General features: G+C 55.3%; 14 protein-coding genes. 3 read left to right on the forward strand and 11 right to left on the reverse strand.

Annotation, left to right across the window (positions count from 1 at the left end; genetic code table 11):
* Window positions 1–41: 41 nt before the first annotated feature.
* Window positions 42–599 carry an HAD domain-containing protein gene (locus tag ACIPZF_RS12195; RefSeq protein WP_400799285.1) on the reverse strand — a complete coding sequence of 186 codons (558 nt, stop codon included), beginning with the start codon at window positions 597–599 and terminating at the stop codon, window positions 42–44.
* A gap of 52 nt (window positions 600–651) precedes the next feature.
* Between ACIPZF_RS12195 and ACIPZF_RS12200 the strand changes: the two genes are divergently transcribed.
* A complete protein-coding gene (locus ACIPZF_RS12200) occupies window positions 652–846 on the forward strand; it encodes a hypothetical protein (protein WP_400799287.1) in 195 nt (64 codons plus the stop codon).
* 285 nt (window positions 847–1,131) lie between these two features.
* Here the strand turns inward: ACIPZF_RS12200 and ACIPZF_RS12205 are convergent, their stop codons facing one another.
* The 4 genes from ACIPZF_RS12205 to ACIPZF_RS12220 are packed head-to-tail and all read right to left on the reverse strand — an operon-like array spanning window position 1,132 to window position 6,988.
* The gene (locus tag ACIPZF_RS12205; RefSeq protein ID WP_400799289.1) at window positions 1,132–2,577 is read right to left on the reverse strand and encodes a tyrosine-type recombinase/integrase; all 1,446 of its coding nucleotides are present in this window, start codon (window positions 2,575–2,577) and stop codon (window positions 1,132–1,134) included.
* Complete coding sequence (locus tag ACIPZF_RS12210) at window positions 2,558–3,172, reverse strand: hypothetical protein (RefSeq protein ID WP_400799291.1); 615 nt, start codon at window positions 3,170–3,172, stop codon at window positions 2,558–2,560. Before ACIPZF_RS12210 ends, ACIPZF_RS12205 begins: the two co-directional genes overlap by 20 nt.
* Window positions 3,169–5,307: an integrase gene (locus ACIPZF_RS12215; protein WP_400799292.1), complete on the reverse strand. Its 2,139-nt coding sequence runs from the start codon at window positions 5,305–5,307 to the stop codon at window positions 3,169–3,171. The genes ACIPZF_RS12210 and ACIPZF_RS12215 overlap by 4 nt, the downstream gene beginning before the upstream one ends.
* Entirely contained in the window at window positions 5,291–6,988 is a 1,698-nt protein-coding gene (locus tag ACIPZF_RS12220) for a hypothetical protein (protein ID WP_400799295.1), read from the reverse strand. The genes ACIPZF_RS12215 and ACIPZF_RS12220 overlap by 17 nt, the downstream gene beginning before the upstream one ends.
* Before the next feature lie 399 nt (window positions 6,989–7,387).
* Between ACIPZF_RS12220 and ACIPZF_RS12225 the strand changes: the two genes are divergently transcribed.
* Together ACIPZF_RS12225 and ACIPZF_RS12230 are read left to right on the forward strand one after the other, a co-directional pair.
* Window positions 7,388–8,244 (forward strand): IS5 family transposase gene (locus tag ACIPZF_RS12225; protein ID WP_400799298.1). Its coding sequence is split into 2 segments (ribosomal slippage): window positions 7,388–7,729 and window positions 7,732–8,244, totalling 855 coding nucleotides; the frame shifts between segments, so codons are not numbered across the junction.
* Between the two features lie 591 nt (window positions 8,245–8,835).
* Window positions 8,836–9,129: a 50S ribosome-binding protein YggL gene (locus tag ACIPZF_RS12230; RefSeq protein ID WP_400799711.1), complete on the forward strand. Its 294-nt coding sequence runs from the start codon at window positions 8,836–8,838 to the stop codon at window positions 9,127–9,129.
* A 36-nt stretch (window positions 9,130–9,165) separates the two neighbouring features.
* Here ACIPZF_RS12230 and ACIPZF_RS12235 read toward each other — a convergent pair whose 3' ends face one another.
* From ACIPZF_RS12235 to ACIPZF_RS12260, 6 genes are all read right to left on the reverse strand, one after another.
* The gene (locus tag ACIPZF_RS12235; RefSeq protein WP_400799301.1) at window positions 9,166–12,771 is read right to left on the reverse strand and encodes a transporter substrate-binding domain-containing protein; all 3,606 of its coding nucleotides are present in this window, start codon (window positions 12,769–12,771) and stop codon (window positions 9,166–9,168) included.
* 8 nt (window positions 12,772–12,779) lie between these two features.
* Window positions 12,780–13,400, reverse strand: a complete 621-nt coding sequence (locus ACIPZF_RS12240) for a response regulator (protein ID WP_400799304.1) — start codon at window positions 13,398–13,400, stop codon at window positions 12,780–12,782.
* 276 nt (window positions 13,401–13,676) lie between these two features.
* Window positions 13,677–15,008 (reverse strand): deoxyguanosinetriphosphate triphosphohydrolase, encoded by a 1,332-nt coding sequence (locus tag ACIPZF_RS12245; RefSeq protein WP_400799306.1) that lies wholly within the window; start codon window positions 15,006–15,008, stop codon window positions 13,677–13,679.
* Window positions 15,009–15,107: 99 nt separating this feature from the next.
* Complete coding sequence (locus ACIPZF_RS12250; protein WP_400799309.1) at window positions 15,108–15,437, reverse strand: hypothetical protein; 330 nt, start codon at window positions 15,435–15,437, stop codon at window positions 15,108–15,110.
* Window positions 15,434–15,808, reverse strand: coding sequence for a phage holin family protein (locus ACIPZF_RS12255; protein ID WP_400799312.1), 375 nt, complete (start codon window positions 15,806–15,808; stop codon window positions 15,434–15,436). Before ACIPZF_RS12255 ends, ACIPZF_RS12250 begins: the two co-directional genes overlap by 4 nt.
* A gap of 9 nt (window positions 15,809–15,817) precedes the next feature.
* Window positions 15,818–16,132 carry a YqjD family protein gene (locus ACIPZF_RS12260; protein WP_400799314.1) on the reverse strand — a complete coding sequence of 105 codons (315 nt, stop codon included), beginning with the start codon at window positions 16,130–16,132 and terminating at the stop codon, window positions 15,818–15,820.
* Window positions 16,133–16,276: the final 144 nt, after the last annotated feature.

Raw genomic sequence — 16,276 nt, forward strand, 5'->3', positions numbered from 1 at the left:
CTAGAGTTTACGCTGCGCAGCAAGAGGAGCATGAATCATCATCAGTCGGTCGGGCAAACGGCGCCTTGCTGCTCGTCGAACAGTTTCGCCAGTTTCCAGCGCAACTCTTCTTGCGTAGATAAACGCCCCAGGCCTTCGTGGCGGTCGCAACGAATCAAGCGGGAATCCAGGATAGGCCAGCTCATATCTGGATCGTCATCCAAGGCGATCCACCGCTTCAAACGACCACGCGTTACTGCTCCGCAAATCTGCTCGTAACGACTAAACATGTCATACCCGTCTCCTGTCATACCTCGCATTCTCGAATGCCAAGTCGCAGACACGGTTCGCTCTTGCAATGAGGTAGGCAATGCAGTTCGTGCTCGTCCATAACCGAGAAGGCGAACCCAAGATGTTGAGAGGCAAATCCTGACCGCAGGGAAGTCCAGCAAGACATTCTCCAAGGTTTTTGCATGCATCATCAGCTCCCCCGACGCTCTCAACTCGATTCCACGTCTGGTACGAAAAGCCGCGTCAGGATGGAGGACACCGTCAAAGTCCAGGAACAAGACGGCGTCGTTTGGTCGCAAAATACGCGGCCCCGGAACCGAATTAGTCATAGCGCCTCACATCTTGGTCACAGTCCCTTCCAGACTACAGGTGGACACAAGCATGCAGCTAGTGCTTGAGGTCATGCACCTAGTGCTTGAAGTCATGCAGAGATGGCTAGGGAAAGATCACGTGGTCGAGATCAAGCTCTCTGCAAACTCCTCTGAGGAGGTCACCTTGCTCCTTACCCCAAACTGGCTCAATGCTGAAGCCGTAGGCGATTTTCCCACTGACATGGTTGATCACCCGCTGGACTGACGAGAACCTCGACTCTCCGCATGGGCTAGGCGCAGGGCGACATCGACGACAGGCTTGCCTTTCTCGGTCAGTTGCTTGACCTTTCGATCTTGAGTTCTTCTGGATAACGCTGACGACCCATGGCATTTCCTGTTTAAGCCTCTTTATGAGGCTTGGAGGTATCTTAGAAACCATGGGCGATTCACACTCAGTGTGGATACTCGGCATGGTTATCATTACCCAAGGAGTCCGGAGCGACTTAGGCCGATACTCAACGTGTTTTACAGGCTGGGCGAAGGATGACGGCTACTTCAACCTGTCACTTGGCGAATTTTCAGGCGTTAATTGATCACAATCCATGGAGGCATCCAGTTTCTCATCGAGCTCAATGAACTGAGCTTTGGTGAGCTTACCCTTTTTGAAATCGTCACGTAGCCGCTTTCGACGCTTCTCGTAGTTTTCATATTTTCGGGCAGCGTCGGCGTTCTGAATGATTTGCTGGTACTTGGATTTCTGCTTGAATGCAGTGTCTACGTACTCTAATAAGCTTTCCAATGTAGCGTGCCCGCTCTTCATCATCGCACGCTCGGCCAACATCTTGTTTGTCATCAGGGTCTGTCTAAATGAATCAGGGCTCAAAGCTTGAGTCGCAGCGATCAATTCGGCAACAACATTGGTGCAGAAAGAGTGTCGGAATAAATGTGCACAGGCTTGTTCAGAAATTCCTGCGGCCTTTCGTATATTCCAGAACTCCGTAGTGATGCTGTCGACACCCAAAGGCCGGCCCCCTCGCTCTGTTACGAAAAGATATCCATGGTCAGGATTATCTTTAAACTTCTTCATGATAGTGCGGCGGGGGCCGCGAATGTAATCGATGAGCTCACCGATCAAAGGTGGACTTAGCTCTAACGACCGGGTAATTCCTGTGCCGCCGCGCTTGAGGGTCTTAACGGTGAGCGTCGGCTTGCTAACTTTGCTGGCGGCAATGACGTCAGCCACCATTAAGGGCTGAGTTTCGCCTCTACGGGTTCCCATTTCTTCAAATAACGAAATCATAAGATGTCGTCGAGTGTTTAAAAAGTCGGATGATGAGGTCGCGTCGATCGCGTCCCTCAATTTCGCAATTGTGGCCTCGCCAATAGGCTGGCGAGTCTTTTTCGCGCTTGCTGTCCTGAATGACCTATGATGTACGCTTGATCTTTTGAACGCTTTACCATTTCTGTAGTGAATAGAGTCAACCATCTTAATTGAAATGGTGCCATTGATTCCGACGAAATTATGAATGCCGTTCATTTCGCCTACGTGGGCAAGAAAGTTTAGGCAGCGTCTGCCGATGCCTGTTATTGTGCGTTCGTTTCGTTTAAACTGTGCAGGCTTGTTAGGCTTCCTCTCTTGGCGAAGGCCGTCGATAAAGTCGCAAAAGTCATCGTCAGACAACGAGATGAAGTTGAGTTTGTTGTAGTAGCAAAAACGGATTAAATGACTGATCTGTCCGGCGTACTGCCCGAACGAACCACCTTTAGTTCCCTCCCTCGATGGGCCATTCCCGCCTCGACCAGAGTGCATTCTGATTGTGATCATGTACGCATTAGCCTGCAGGCAAGGTGAGCCGTCGGGCCAGCACATGAACGGCATCATGTTGCCACTGATCGTGTGGAGCCTTCCATCGGTCATATAATCGTACAGTCGCAGCTTCGGGATGGGGGTGAAGAGCTGGCCTGACTCAGGGTATTCAACGGTTCTTTTTTTCATTAGGCACCAGCTTCAAATGCTTTTCGGTCGACAGGAGTGTGATGTCATCAAACGGGGCTGGGTTCATTCCTAGAATTCTGACCACTCGATCAATCGCATCCTTGATTCGCTTTTGCCGCAGACCTGCCCCCGCAGTGTCAGCGATTGTAATCAGGTCTCTCCGGTTAACCTCTAGTGCTTGTATCAGCACCATGTTGACTGCGTGGAGTTGCGTTAGCGATGCTTTGAGATCTTCAACTTCCTGCTCTAAAGCGCTATTAGAGCGTTTCTTTTGTTCAGGCGGATCTTCGCTTAGGACATTGATGGCCGCCTGTGCATGCGTTCGCAGTCTATCGAGATAAGCTAGATTGCGCTCTGGGCCGTTTTCCGCCAGCCTTTTTTTCAGCGTATTTAAGCTTATAGGCTTAATGGTCACCTGTTCATTTTGGATCCAGAATTCACCATCGAGCGAGCAGAGGCTGCCTTGACTTTTGAGTGCGTCAAGCACTTTTTCGTTCTCGGCATAGGCGTCAGGCGCACGCCGGATGTCATCGAGCACTTTGAATATTGAGTCAATGGATCGGTCAATTTGTTCGCGTTTGCTCAGGGTGCTCATTGAGATTCCCCTTCTTGTTCACCGTTAACAATGAAAAGGACTTTCATTGCTTTGCCGTTCTCGTCTTCGTAGAAGTGAGGGGTGATCTGAATTTTCCCTTCCTCCTGCATGGCCTCGAGGTAGGATTCAATCTCCCGCTCATCCACCAACTTGAAGGACGTGGTGCCAAACTTCTCAGTTAGCAGCTTCTTAAGATTATCATAGTTTTCCAGGCGATCTTGCTTGGCTCGATCCGTAAAATATCGGGCGCCTGCGCCTCGAATATCTTTGGGCTCCAGGCACTCAGTCAAATAATTCCACACGTGCTCAATGTCACGATGACCCAGCATCCAGCGCAACGTGTCCAACTCGCCATAGCTATTCGTATAAAAGAACATAATGGCGAAGAAACGTCGCATCTGGTGCTGCCGGACATAGTAGCGCTCTCCTTTATTGTTCAGTTCACTTTCAAAGTAATCGCAAGCGAAATCGAGGTTGCGGTTGTATAGATGTAATGTACATGCTTGCAGGCCATCGTAACCCCTTGATGAAGGAGTGGCAAAGAGGTCGGTAAGCTCGTTAATAACGCCCGCTGCCTTCAACTGATCTTGGAATCGCTGTATCTCTTCGATCATTTCGACAGCAATCGCGTCAATGGGGCGCGACTCGCGTTGACGTAGCCCCAACGCCTTACGCGTCGATTTGGCCAACTTAAATATCAGCCACGACCTGCTCTCATCTAGGCATTGCTTAACATTGAGGGTCACCAGCTCATCGACGCGTCTGGCCATGAGCATACCGATGGTCATTTGGATGCTCCCTAGATAGACGTATACTAGTTCCAATAAGCCGTGGTTTGCTCTCAAATTACTGAAGTATTCATCAGCAGTGCCTTTGCGCCGTTTTCCGCTGTGACGCCGATTTACCTGGCTTTCAGCGTCCTCACTTTGAAAACTGCTGTGGCTGGAAAGCCCAAGCTTTCGAACGCCCATATTGACCAGTTCTGGGCCGATGGCCTGCAGAAAAGCCACTTCTGTGATATGGTTCATGGGGATACCTTCTGCACGGCAATGGCTTGCTACCCGAACAAAGCCGTCCAGAACTTTCCTACCATGTTCTACGTGGAACTCCATACTTTTCTGGAACAGCTTCATCAAGTTTGATGAAGGCACGCTCCGGAAACGACTGGGCTCGTTTAGCTTTGGTAAATAGTCGGCAATGGTATCGATTTCCGATGGGCATGATAATCCAAGTGCTTCTAAAGCTGCACTGTGTACGAGCGTATAGCGCAAGGAAAAGTACAAAGATTGCTGCAAACTCTCGCTCTTACCCGTTGTCACCCTAACGCCAGGGTACTCGCGCAGATACCTCTGCTGTTCAGGGTGGAATGTCAATGCGTGAAGTGCCGTCTTTGGGGTTGCCTTGCCTCGAACAGTATCAGTGTAGAGGATCGCCGAAAGCATTTTGGTGCTGACCCTCCAGCCGAGATGGCTTGATCCGTAATACAGATCCGCTTTCATCATGGCTGCCCGAATTCTCGGAATGTCAGCTACAGGTATCTCAAGCTTCATGTCTTCCAGATTGTCGTCACTTACGTTCTTCATAGTCGGATACTTGGCAAAAATTTCTGCCTCTTCCGACTGGGTAAGCTCATTTAACGACTGGGCACAGAATGCAGACGCGCGGGAATGCCATTGGTAAATCGAGTCCGCGAAACTCGACGAGGAGGCTATTTCATTGAGTATGCCTTTAAGGTCATCGCCGTTTAAAGCACCAAGGCCCAAATCGATCAACCGGAATCCCTCGGCGTGGATCAGCAGGTAGTCAACGATTCTTAGGGCGTTCATAACCCGTATGCCCTGAGAAGCAGGCGCAAGGGTCGCAAACTCTTCGTTGACCCCATTGGCCCCGATGATCAGAAGATGCTTTAAGGAGCGCAATAGCATGCCGTTCTGCTCGTCAGTCAGCAAGCTGCCGTTCCAGAGGTGTACCCCCCAGTCCAATTGAAAGGGTTCATTCTGAGAAGTTTTTACTTCCCAGACATTTTCCGAAAAATCGGAGCTTAGCCAGGGGGCGGTCGTATGCGGAGCTGAATTGTGTTCTCCGAACGTGTTTAAGAACGCATAACCACGTTTACGCTTAGTGACTGGCGACATAGATCAGCCCCTCCATCTTCTTAGCGTCAACTAATTTAAGCGCTGCCTCTAGATATCGCTTCAACGGCATTTTTCTCCCGCTCGTAATTTCATTCCGGACTTTTCCCGCAATGGAAGCCCAAAACTCGGCTTTCCCGCACACTCTCATCCGATCGCTGGCCGCATTTACAGCGGCTTCAAGCGACAGGAGCGAGGCCAAGAATGGGACGCCAATCGAGAGTATCGCTTCGGTAGTTTCGATCTTTTGTGTTTGTGCTTTACGCTCGGGATCTGACGCTTCAGATGGAATTTCCTGAATGCGGTGCTTATCCAAAAAGCTATCGAGCTCGTCCATGGTGGTGAAATTAGTTACGCGGAATAGGTAGGGACTGTCTTTCATCGCCTCGCATACCATCGCTTTCTGAAATATTCTAATCCATCGGGCTTTGATGAAAGCCAGTAGAGGGTCTGGAAGATAGTGACTCAGCAAGTCGGGATAATAGATTTCGTGCCCCAATGCTTTCGACATCTGCTCTGAGCTTTTGCTTTGGAGAAAAATCTCGACAGCCCTCGATGCGCGTACTGTTGTTAGGCGAATGCGTTTGAGAAATCCGAAAAGATCAGAGTCAGTTAGCTCGCAATGGGGCCTGAATTGTTCAAGCAGTCGGTCGCGCAGGCCTCTGTCGTTGGTAAATGAGGATCCTTTCCAATTTGTCGTTTTGGCTAATGTGAATGCGGTGCACGATTTGCCGGATGAAAGAAACAGATAACGATAGAAATCATTCCCTTCGTCGAGGAGCTTGCGTCGGCCAAGGCTGGTGATGTCAATCAGGTCTTTGACAACAGCAAAAGAGGTATCGTTGAGTTTGATTACCTGCTCGCGAGTGTCCGACTGCTTTCGTGATTTATAACCAATCAACTGTCTGCTGTGCTCGTTAAAGCCAGTCAGCATGTCGTTCTCATTGTAGAGTTCGAAAGTTCTCAGGAACTCAGTTGTGATCTCCGGGTGTTCGAGTACAAGTAAACATTGGAGCGGGAAAAGGCTGCCGGCTAGAGGGAAACCGAACGTATGGGCTAACTGGGTGGCGCTGCATTGCTCGCCGGTAATATGAGTGTAAATTTTACAAAGAAAACTGACAGGCACGCAGTTGTCCGTTGATTCAAGCGTGGCGCAAATATCGGCCAGTGAGTAGTTTTTATAGGTTTTCTTGCCGTACTCTACGATCTTAATGCCATCCTTTGCCAATGAAACCCGACGATTGTATCGGGATTTCAAATCCTCGGCCTGCGCGGTCGCCCATTTGCGCACGATGGAGATATCGTGTTTGATGTGATAAAATAAAATTTCGACAGCCTCTGCGTCAGTCACATGCAATGGAATGCTCGTGAGCAGTTTGTCCTGCACCAGTAGGCCATCTTCAGTTTCCGTGATTTTAGTTTGCGACGGATGTTTGGTAGCTGGAGGCGGTCGCCTGATTGGTGATGACAGCTTTGCCCATACATCAGGCTTGCATAGCAGGTCTTCTACTTGGTTTAGGAAGCGGTTGTAGTTCTTGATATTTGTTTCCGGGTCTAAGTCGGCGGACTCACAGTGCTCGAAATGTGCCATCCCGAAAGCATTCATGAATTTCTTGATGCCTACTTCTGTCTCAAATGTACCCGCAGGCCAGTCATGAGCGTTTTCACTCAGGAAGTCAAACATCTGATTCCATTCAATTCGAAATAGATCAGGGCGATTCCTGTAGTGCCTTTGAAGTTGATCAAAAATCTTCTCAACGAAATCTTGCCCGTAAGGCGCTACTATGAGGGCTATCAGTCAGGCTTTCACCAGCCATCGCCACCGTGAAGTTTTCCAGGATACGCTGGATCTCTGGTGTCCTGAGCGTCTCCATCGTGATCCGCGTGCCCGTGACATCGCAGTAGACTTCGAGCATCTTCAGCGCAGGGTTGATGATGTAACTCTTGAGCTTCAGGGTCTTGCGAAGCGTCTCGGCGGCCTGGAGTACTAGGCTCTGTACGAAATCCCGAGAAACCTAATCGTCACTCCTCTAGCACTGAGATTTTGTAGAGTCACGCGCCATTAACGGAAAGGAATTCTGTGATGGCAAGGCGCTACGAGCTCACGGACGAGGCCTGGGATGTGGTCTCCGATCTCTTCATCGAAACCCATGGCCGAGGCCGGCCCCGACTGAGCGACCGGCTGATGCTCGATGGCGTGCTGTGGGTGCTCTGCTCAGGTGCTGCATGGCGAGATATGCCAGAGCGCTTCGGCCCATGGTCAACGGTGTATCACCGGTTTCGGGGCTGGCGAAACCAAGGGACTTTCGAGCAGATGCTCAGACGTTTGCACCTGCGATTGAATGCGCAGGGCTTGATCGATCTGCAAACCTGGATGATCGACTCAACCGCAGTACGCGCAACCCGAGCCTCATCTGGCGCCGGGAAAAAAGGGGGCCTGACGAGCCTGCCGATCATGCTCTAGGCCGCAGTCGCGGTGGCCTGACAACCAAAATTCACATGCTCTGCGACGCCAACGGAACACCGCTGCGCTTTCTCCTCTCTGGCGGTCAAGCCAGTGACATCAGCTACGCACAACCACTGTTGGACGAGGTCAGCATTCCATCGGGCCAACGTGGCCGCCCGCGCAAGCGCTGCAAATGGCTGCTCGCCGACAAGGGCTACGACGCCGAGGCGCTACGCCGCTACTGCGACCAATATCGAATGCAACCCGTCATCCCGCTGCGCTCGATGAAGCGCAAGCCCAAGCCTGGCTTACCCAGACTGTTCGACCGGCCCAAATACCGACAGCGCAACATCATCGAACGCATGTTTGGCTGGTTGAAAGAGAACCGCCGAATCGTTACGCGCTTCGACAAGCTCGCGAAAAGTTATGCCGCCATGGTCTCGCTGGCTTGCTCCATGCGGTGTTTGCGACATCTCTTTTCGTACAGAGCCTAGCGGGTACGGGGCGAACGATTCAGTTCATTGCGGTGAGTTCAGCGGTCTGTACCCTCTTTGGTCTCGTTCATCTCGTGGGAGTGATTCAGATTGGGTCCTGACGACACAACGGATGGCCAGTTCTGATATGGGGCTTTGGCCCAGTTCGCCTTTTACCTGGATGCGGATATGGATCGCTCGGGGGCAGTCCGCTTCCACAAAAAGCCGCTGCATTCACTGGCCGCTTCGAGTCTAAAGCAGTCGTTCGCAGGGGCCAAATTCGAGTCACTTAGCAGGTGCTGGGCCAAGCGTAGGTCTGCTCACGGTTTTCAAAGCCGCAATACAAAACCTATCAGGCACAATTTAGTCGCTGATTTGGGAGCGCTTCGCGCTCCATCGCGGGACAAGTCGGATCGCCGCACCGCCGCTCCCACAAAACTTTTCATACAGAGCCTAGGGCTGTCACATCTTCGTGGATGGCGTTGAAGGGGTGGTGGCTGATAGCGTAGAGGTTTTTGACAATTGTCATTTTCTTTTTCGACTTCAATGTGGCCTGGAAGGCCCGTATTCAGGCCATTTCAGTCATAATGACATGCATCTCTAAGTAGTCAAATCCAGGAGCTGGGTTTTGAACTGAACCTGGGTTTCAAGGAAGACCTGTCCGACGAAGCCATTGATGCCTTCCTCGACGCCTTCCTGGCAGAAGCCATGGATGCCAACGGCCTGGACTATGTCGGCGGTGACGACTTCGGCCTGGTGTGCTCGGCCAAGCGTGGCTCGGTCAGCGAAGAGCAGCGTGCTGCTGTCGAAGCTTGGCTCAAGGGCCGTAGCGAGCTGACCACCGTTGAAGTCAGCCCGTTGCTGGATGCCTGGTATCCGGAAAAGCCGATCAACTCGGCTTCCTGATGCACGCTTGAAGCGGCCGTCCGACTGGGCGCCGCTTCATCGAGCTGAGGCCAGTTGCCTGGCCAGTGCTTTCTCCACGCGGCGCATGTGCCGCGCCAATGCTTGCCGCCTCAGCCTCAATTGTGAGGCGGGCAAGTCGCTTTCGCTCAAGGCCGCACAGGCCGCCATCATGTTCCGTGCTTCCAGCATCCGCGCCGCGCTGAGGATCTTGTGGGCTTGTTCGCCTATTTCCGCTGCCTGGTCGAGCGGGTCCAGATGCATGAGCTCAACCAGATCGTGTTGCAGACTCAGGAGCACTGTCTGCAGAAAGCGCTCATGGTCTTCGGGATTGTCGCCCACGATACCGTGTAGCCCTTTCAGGTCGAACGCCGCGCTTGGATTGGCTGGTTGATGTCGTGGCACGATGCCGGAAAGGCGCACGCTGAGGGTGCGCAGGCTAATGGGTTTCAGCAGGCAGTCGTCCATGCCGGCGCTCAGGCACTTTTGCCTGACTTCAGGCTGTGCATTGGCGGTGTAACCCAGGATGGTGCAGTGCGCACGTCCCCTCAGGCGCTCTTCGGTACGTACGGCGGCTGCAAGCTGATAGCCATTCATGTGCGGCATGTTGCAGTCGAGCACGACGACGTCGAACCCCCCTTCACGCCATTTGTCCAGGCCTTCGCGGCCGTCGCTGGCGGTGGTGTGATTGAGCCCAAGGTAACCCAGCTGTTGCGCCATCAGCAGCAGGTTGGCAGGGTGATCGTCGATCACCAGAACGTTCAGCCGTGGGTCGGGTACCTCGACTTCATCTGGCTCCAGCGCTGCTGGCGCAGGTGTGCCGGCGCGGTGCAGCGGCACCACCAGGCGGACCTGCGTGCCGAAATCCGGCAGGCTCTTGATGCTGAGGTGGCCACCCATCATTTCACAAAGGCTGCGGCAGATCGCCAGGCCCAGGCCCGTCCCCGCGCGTGCGCCCTGACTGTGTGGATTGACCTGTACGAAAGGATTGAAAAGGCGTTTCAGATCGTCGTCATGGATGCCGATACCGCTATCGCGTACCTCAAGTTCAAGCCGTGTCGGCGTCTCGGGGTTCTCGTCACTCAAACCAAGGCTGATGCGCACGTAGCCGTGCTCGGTAAACTTGATGGCGTTGCTGATCAGGTTGGACAGGATTTGCTTGAAACGCAGGGGGTCGAGCAGGACATGGCAGCGGGTATTCGGATCGATGACCACTTCCAGCGCCAGACCTTTCTGTCGCGCTTGGCCATCGAATACACGGCCCACTGATTCGACCAGGGCGGCCGGTTCTACCGGTTCCGGTGCGAGGGACAGATGACCTGATTCGATGCGCACGATATCCAGAATGTCGCCGATCAGGCCCAGCAGATCTTTTGCCGAGTGGTGCGCGACCTGTAGCGAGGTGCGGTCGATCTGCCCCTGATCGGCCCGGTTGACCGCCAGCTCGAGCATGCCGATCACCGCATTCATCGGGGTGCGTATTTCGTGGCTGATGGTCGCCAGGAAGGTGCTTTTTGCGCGGTTGGCATCATCGGCCCGTTGCTTGGCCTCGCGCAATTCCTGAACCAGTTTGCGCCGCTCGCTGATGTCGATCCAGCCGCCGATGATGCCTTGCACTTCACCCAGCGAATCACGGTAAGGCAGGATCCAGTGATAGATGGTGATCTCGCGATCCTTGAGCCGCAGTGGGCGATCGATGATCAGCGGAGTGCCAGCGGCCATGACCTTGAGGTAATCGGCGTGGATCTGGCGGGTGTGCTCATCGGCGCAGAACAAGCTTTCTTGCAGGCGTTTGCCGAGCACTTCGTCAAGGTTTGCCTGCACCGCTTCCAGATAGCTGTCGTTGCAACTTTGCAGGCACCCCTCGCGGTCTCGAACGTACATGGGGTGCGGCGTACCGTTGAGCAGTGCTCCCATGAACTCCAGCTGATCGTTCAGAGCGCGCTCGGCACGCTGACGTTGCTTGATCTGGCGCCGCAGACGGGCGTTCCACAGCAGCGCCAGCAGCAGAAGCAGGCCAGTGCCCAGCAACACCTGCAGCACCAGGCGCCGCACGCCCCGCCAGCTGCCGTCGTCATAGGTGCTGTAGTCGCGCCAACGGTTGTTGATCACCCCCATCTCCTCCGGGGAGATACTCAGCAGGGCCTTATCGAGGATTGAAGCGAGCTCTGTCGCCTGGTCGGTCGTGGCCATGGCGAAGCTGGCGGGTTCACTGCCGATCGTGCTGCGAATGACCAGATTGGTGTCGCCGGCCAACGCGTGGCTGGCATCGATCAGCGTGGTGATCACCGCGTCCACCGCACCGCTTCTCAACAGGGCCATGGAGTAGTAAGGACTCTCGGTTTCGATCCACCCCGTCTGCGGATAATGGTTTGCCAGCATCTTCGCCATGGCGCTGTAACGCGTGATAGCAATACGCCGGCCGCGGAGTTTGTCCAGCGAGGTGTACTGTGCGTTTTCGCTGCGAGTCACCAGTACATTTGCGCTTTCGAGGTAGGGACGGCTGATGTGCAAACGCTCGTCGTTCATTTCGTCGACCGCCAATGCCGCGATGATGTTCACCCGGCCGGCTTCCAGGCGGTTGATCATCTCGGCGATGCCGTTGGTCCGCTGTACTTCGAAGCGCAGGCCGGTGCGCAGGCGAATCAGCTCAAGAAGGTCGGCGGTTATCCCACGGTAGTGGCCGTTGCCATCGAAATAGGATAACGGTGCGGCGGTTTCGTCTACTGCTACCTGCATGATTGGATGGCTGCTCAACCACGCTTCTTCCGCAGCAGTCAGTTCAAGTTTGCGATCAGTCAGCAGCAAGTCGCCACCTGCGCTCCAGCGTTTGAAGATACTGGTGCGCACGGCAGCTGGCTGTTGCTTGAGGGTGGCATCGACCAGTGCCCTCAAATGAATATCCTGTGCCCGCATGGCAAAGCTGAAACCGACGCGCTCATGTTTACCGAAACTGGCCATTCGAAGGCGCGGCAGGTGGCCGCGATTGAGCTGATAGTGCGTCGAAATGGTATCGCCGATGAACACATCGGCTTGGCCGAACGCGACGGCGTTCAGGGCCTGGGTGGAGGAACCGAAGGCCAGTAACTGGGCCTTGGGGTACTCGGTTCGGACTTCTTGAGTGGGCAGGTAGTGGTACAGCATGCCCAGGCGCATACCTTCCAGGCCTTGGCTCAGCGCGCGGCTTTCATCCTCGCGGGTCACCAGCACGGGCTGGTCGACCGTGTACGGTTGCGACAGCGCCAGGCCTTCGGTTGCGGCTTCATAACCGTTGGCGCTGCCGAGCAGGTCGATATCACCCTGCTTCAGCGCCTGCAGCGCCGCTTGCCGGCTGGGGTAGCGAAGAACCCTAACTGGCAGTTGCAGGGCTTTGCCGATCAGGTTGGCATACTCTGCGGTGATGCCTTGGTAGTCGCGCCCGCCACTGGTGATATCGAAGGGGGGATAGTCCGGTGCAGACGTGCCCAGGGTCAGTTGCTTGCGCTCTTGCAGCCACTGCCGTTGGGGCGCTGAAAGTTGCGGTTGCAAGGGCGGCGTGGATGAACGGGCCAGTAGGGTATAGGGTAAAACTGCAGGTTCGGACGCTTGACTGCCGAAGCTTGTCAATACCAGCATGAGGGCCAGGCCCGCAATGAGTCGTGCCATGGCGAACCTCAGACCAGCGCGTTGCGCTTGGCCATTTCAATTAGATCGACCAAGGTTTCGACCTGAAGCTTTTGCATCAGGCGTTTTTTATAGGTACTGACGGTTTTGTTGCTCAGGAACATGCCTTTGGCAATTTCCTTGTTGCTGCGCCCTTGAGCAAAAAGTTGTAACACCATTAACTCTCGATCATTCACCTGGCGGAAAAGCCGCAGGTCGGTGTCTGCATTTTCGAGACCGTTGTGGATAGCCTGGCTGGGGAAATAGTTGTACCCGGCAAGAACGGCTTTGATCGCGCTGAGCAGCTCGCTCAGGTCTTCCTGTTTGCAAACGTAGCCTGCGGCGCCGGAATGCATGCAGCGCACAGCGAACAATGCAGGCGACTGCGCGGTAAGAATCAGTACCTTCAGTGGCAGAGCCATCGCCTGCAGTCGTGCGAGCACTTCCAGTCCGTCCAGCTTGGGAATGCTGATATCGAGAATTACCAGATCGGGAAGAGTTTCGCGAATCATCTGCATGGCGTCCACGCCATTGTCCGATTCGCCGACGACTTTGTAATTTTGATTTTCAAGGAGCATACGGACAGCCAGGCGGATGACCGGATGATCATCGACAATAAATACGGAATGCATGTTCAACTTCCCTGCGGCGAATGATGAGGCAGGGGGCACCTTAACCCAGTTGCAGTCGATCTGGGGTATGAAGGGTGACGATTAAACGTATATGGGAAATGGATTACAGCGGAAAGCACCAATGGCTACGAAGTGTAATAATTCAATTCAGCGTCAATGGCGTTTTAGTAACTTTTTATTTTTTCAGGTCGGGTATGTTTAATGGTGATGCGACTATGTAGGAAATATCTTTCAATAAGCGATGGTGCCCAAGACGGCGACACCACCGCCTGGATTTCAAATGGGGCTCGAGCGGCCCGTCATCTCGCGGGCCATCTCGCTGGCATAGCTGTCGGTCATGCCGGCGATGAAGTCGATCATGCGCAGAAATGCCTTATGCAGCGAGTCGTGCGGGTGAGGGGCGCTATTGCCGATCAGGTCGAGTACGCGGCGGCTTTTGAACGACGGGGTGCGCCCGCCATGTTGTTCGAGCGCAGCGGCGCAGAAGGTGTTGAGGAGGATTTCCAGGGTCGTATAGGCGCCGATCTCGTGCAGTGTCTTGCGTTTGTCCTGGAAAATCTTGTTGCGTGCCATGTCCTTGGCCTGCAGCACGCAACGCTTGGCCGGGCCATGCATGTGCTCGACCAGATCTCCCTGCAGGTGCCCCGCGAGCAGTGCCTGTTGCTGCTCGACGAAGGCCTGGGCGGCGGCATTGGTCAGATGCTCGATGGCCTTGCCGCGCAAGATCGCCAGCTTGCGCCGGCGCGAATCTGCAGGGCCGAGCTGGCGATAGGTTTCGGGCAGGTCGTCTCCCACCAGATCAAGTAACAGGGCCTCGACTTCAGCGTACTGCAGCAACTCCATCTCCAGGCCGTCCTCCAGGTCGATCAGCCCGTAGCAGATGTCATCGGCGGCCTCCATCAGGTAGACCAGGGGGTGGCGCGCCCAACGCTGAGCTTCCAGCAGCGGCAGCCCAAGCTTGTTGGCGATCTGCTCAAGCAGCGGCAGTTCGCTCTGGTAGCAACCGAACTTGTGCTTCTTGTAACCCAGGGCATCGGCATGCCGGGCGGTCCAAGGGTACTTCAAGTAGGTGCCCAGGGTGGCGTAGGTTAACCGGGTACCGCCATCGAACTGGTGGTATTCAAGTTGGGTGAGCACGCGAAAACCCTGGGCGTTGCCCTCGAAGTTGAGGAAGTCGGCGCGCTCGTCGTCACTCATGTCATCCAGCCAGCCGCGCCCTGCCGCCTGTTGGAACCAGTGGCGGATGGCATCTTCACCGGAGTGGCCGAACGGCGGGTTGCCGATGTCGTGGGCCAGGCAGGCGGACTGCACGACCATGCCCAGGTCACTGGGTTCGCACCAGTCGGGCAGGCTGTCGCGCAGGGTTTCGCCGACCCGCATGCCCAGAGAACGACCGACGCAGCTGACTTCAAGGGAGTGGGTCAGGCGCGTGTGGATATGATCATTGCTGGAGACCGGGTGAACCTGGGTCTTACGCCCCAGGCGGCGGAACGCGCCTGAGAAGATGATCCGGTCGTGGTCCTTGTGGAATGGGCTGCGCCCCAGTTCCTCGGGGCTGTACAAGGCTTTGCCCAGGCGTTCGCGGGTGAGCAGGGTGTGCCAGTCCAAGGCGCGGTCTCCTGTCGATCGAAGGGCGTAGCTTCACGCGTCGGCGGGCGCTGCGCAAGTGGCAAATCCGCACCGCATGGGGCGCATGCGGTGCGAAATTCAGGGGCGTCGCCCGCCCTGCAGGTACAGCTTCACCAACGGCAGCAGGCTGCTGCCCAAGCGGACCAGGCGCGACAAGTTGCCGCTGCGCACACCTTTGCCGGTCAGGAAGCCAAGCGCCACCACCGCGCCGATCCCCCACAGCGGTGCGTGCTTGATCCCCAGGCCATCCTGCAATGAGCCGCCCACCCCGCGCAGGCGGTGCAGAGGTTCGAGCATCTGCCCCGATTCGACGCGGATCTGCTGGCGGTGCATCTCCATGCGCAGGCGCAGCAGGGCCTTGCGCAATTCCCTTGGATTACGGGTATTCGGCAGTTCGGGCAGGTTCATGGCAACAGGCGCTCCCGGTCCTTGGCGAGTTCTTCGAGGGTGGCGCCGAACGGTGAGGACTCATCGAACACCGCAGCCTTGAGCCGTAGCCCGCAGTACACCGCGGCCACTCCGTAGAACACGCACAGCCCAATGATGCCGGCCAGGCGATAACTGTCCCACAGCAGCACCAGCAGTAGCCCAGACAAGGCCGTCAGCAACAGCAGCGCAAATACCAGCGCAAGGCCTGCGAACAACAACAGGCTCAATGTACGACCTTTCTGTTCCTGCAGTTCGATACCAAACAATTCGATGTGGCTGTGCAATAGCCCCAGCACGGCGGCGCCCAGGCGCCTGCCCGAGGCGCCGGTGCCCATGGCGTGATTTTCCATGCGGGCTCCTCAGTGCCGATTGGCCAGCAGGCCGATCAACAGGCCAACGCCTGCGGCGATGCCCACGGCTTGCCAGGGGTTCTGCTGAACGTACTGCTCGGCGCTGCCAAGGGCTGCATTACCGCGCTCACGGACCGAGTCCTGGGTCAGTTGCAAAGTTTCCCGGGCTTGGGTCAGACGGTCGTGGATCTGCTCACGCAACTCATCGGCCTGATCGCCCGCCAGGTTGGCGGTATCGGCCAGGAGTTTCTCGGTGTCACGGACCAAGGCCTGGAAGTCAGCCATCAATATCTCTTGTGCAGTCTTTGCCGATTTGCTGGCCATGGTGCTCTCCCTGTGTAGGTGTGTAGGTATATCGAGTTGCCCGATGCGCGGAAGGTTCACTGCGCTGCCTGGTATGGGCCTTGCTAATGAAGGTTGCCACAACGCGGGGCGTAGACCGGAGCGTTGCGCCGATTCAGGGCGCCG

It is taken from the genome of Pseudomonas sp. NPDC089752 (genome assembly GCF_044748725.1).
In the GTDB taxonomy this organism is placed as follows: domain Bacteria; phylum Pseudomonadota; class Gammaproteobacteria; order Pseudomonadales; family Pseudomonadaceae; genus Aquipseudomonas.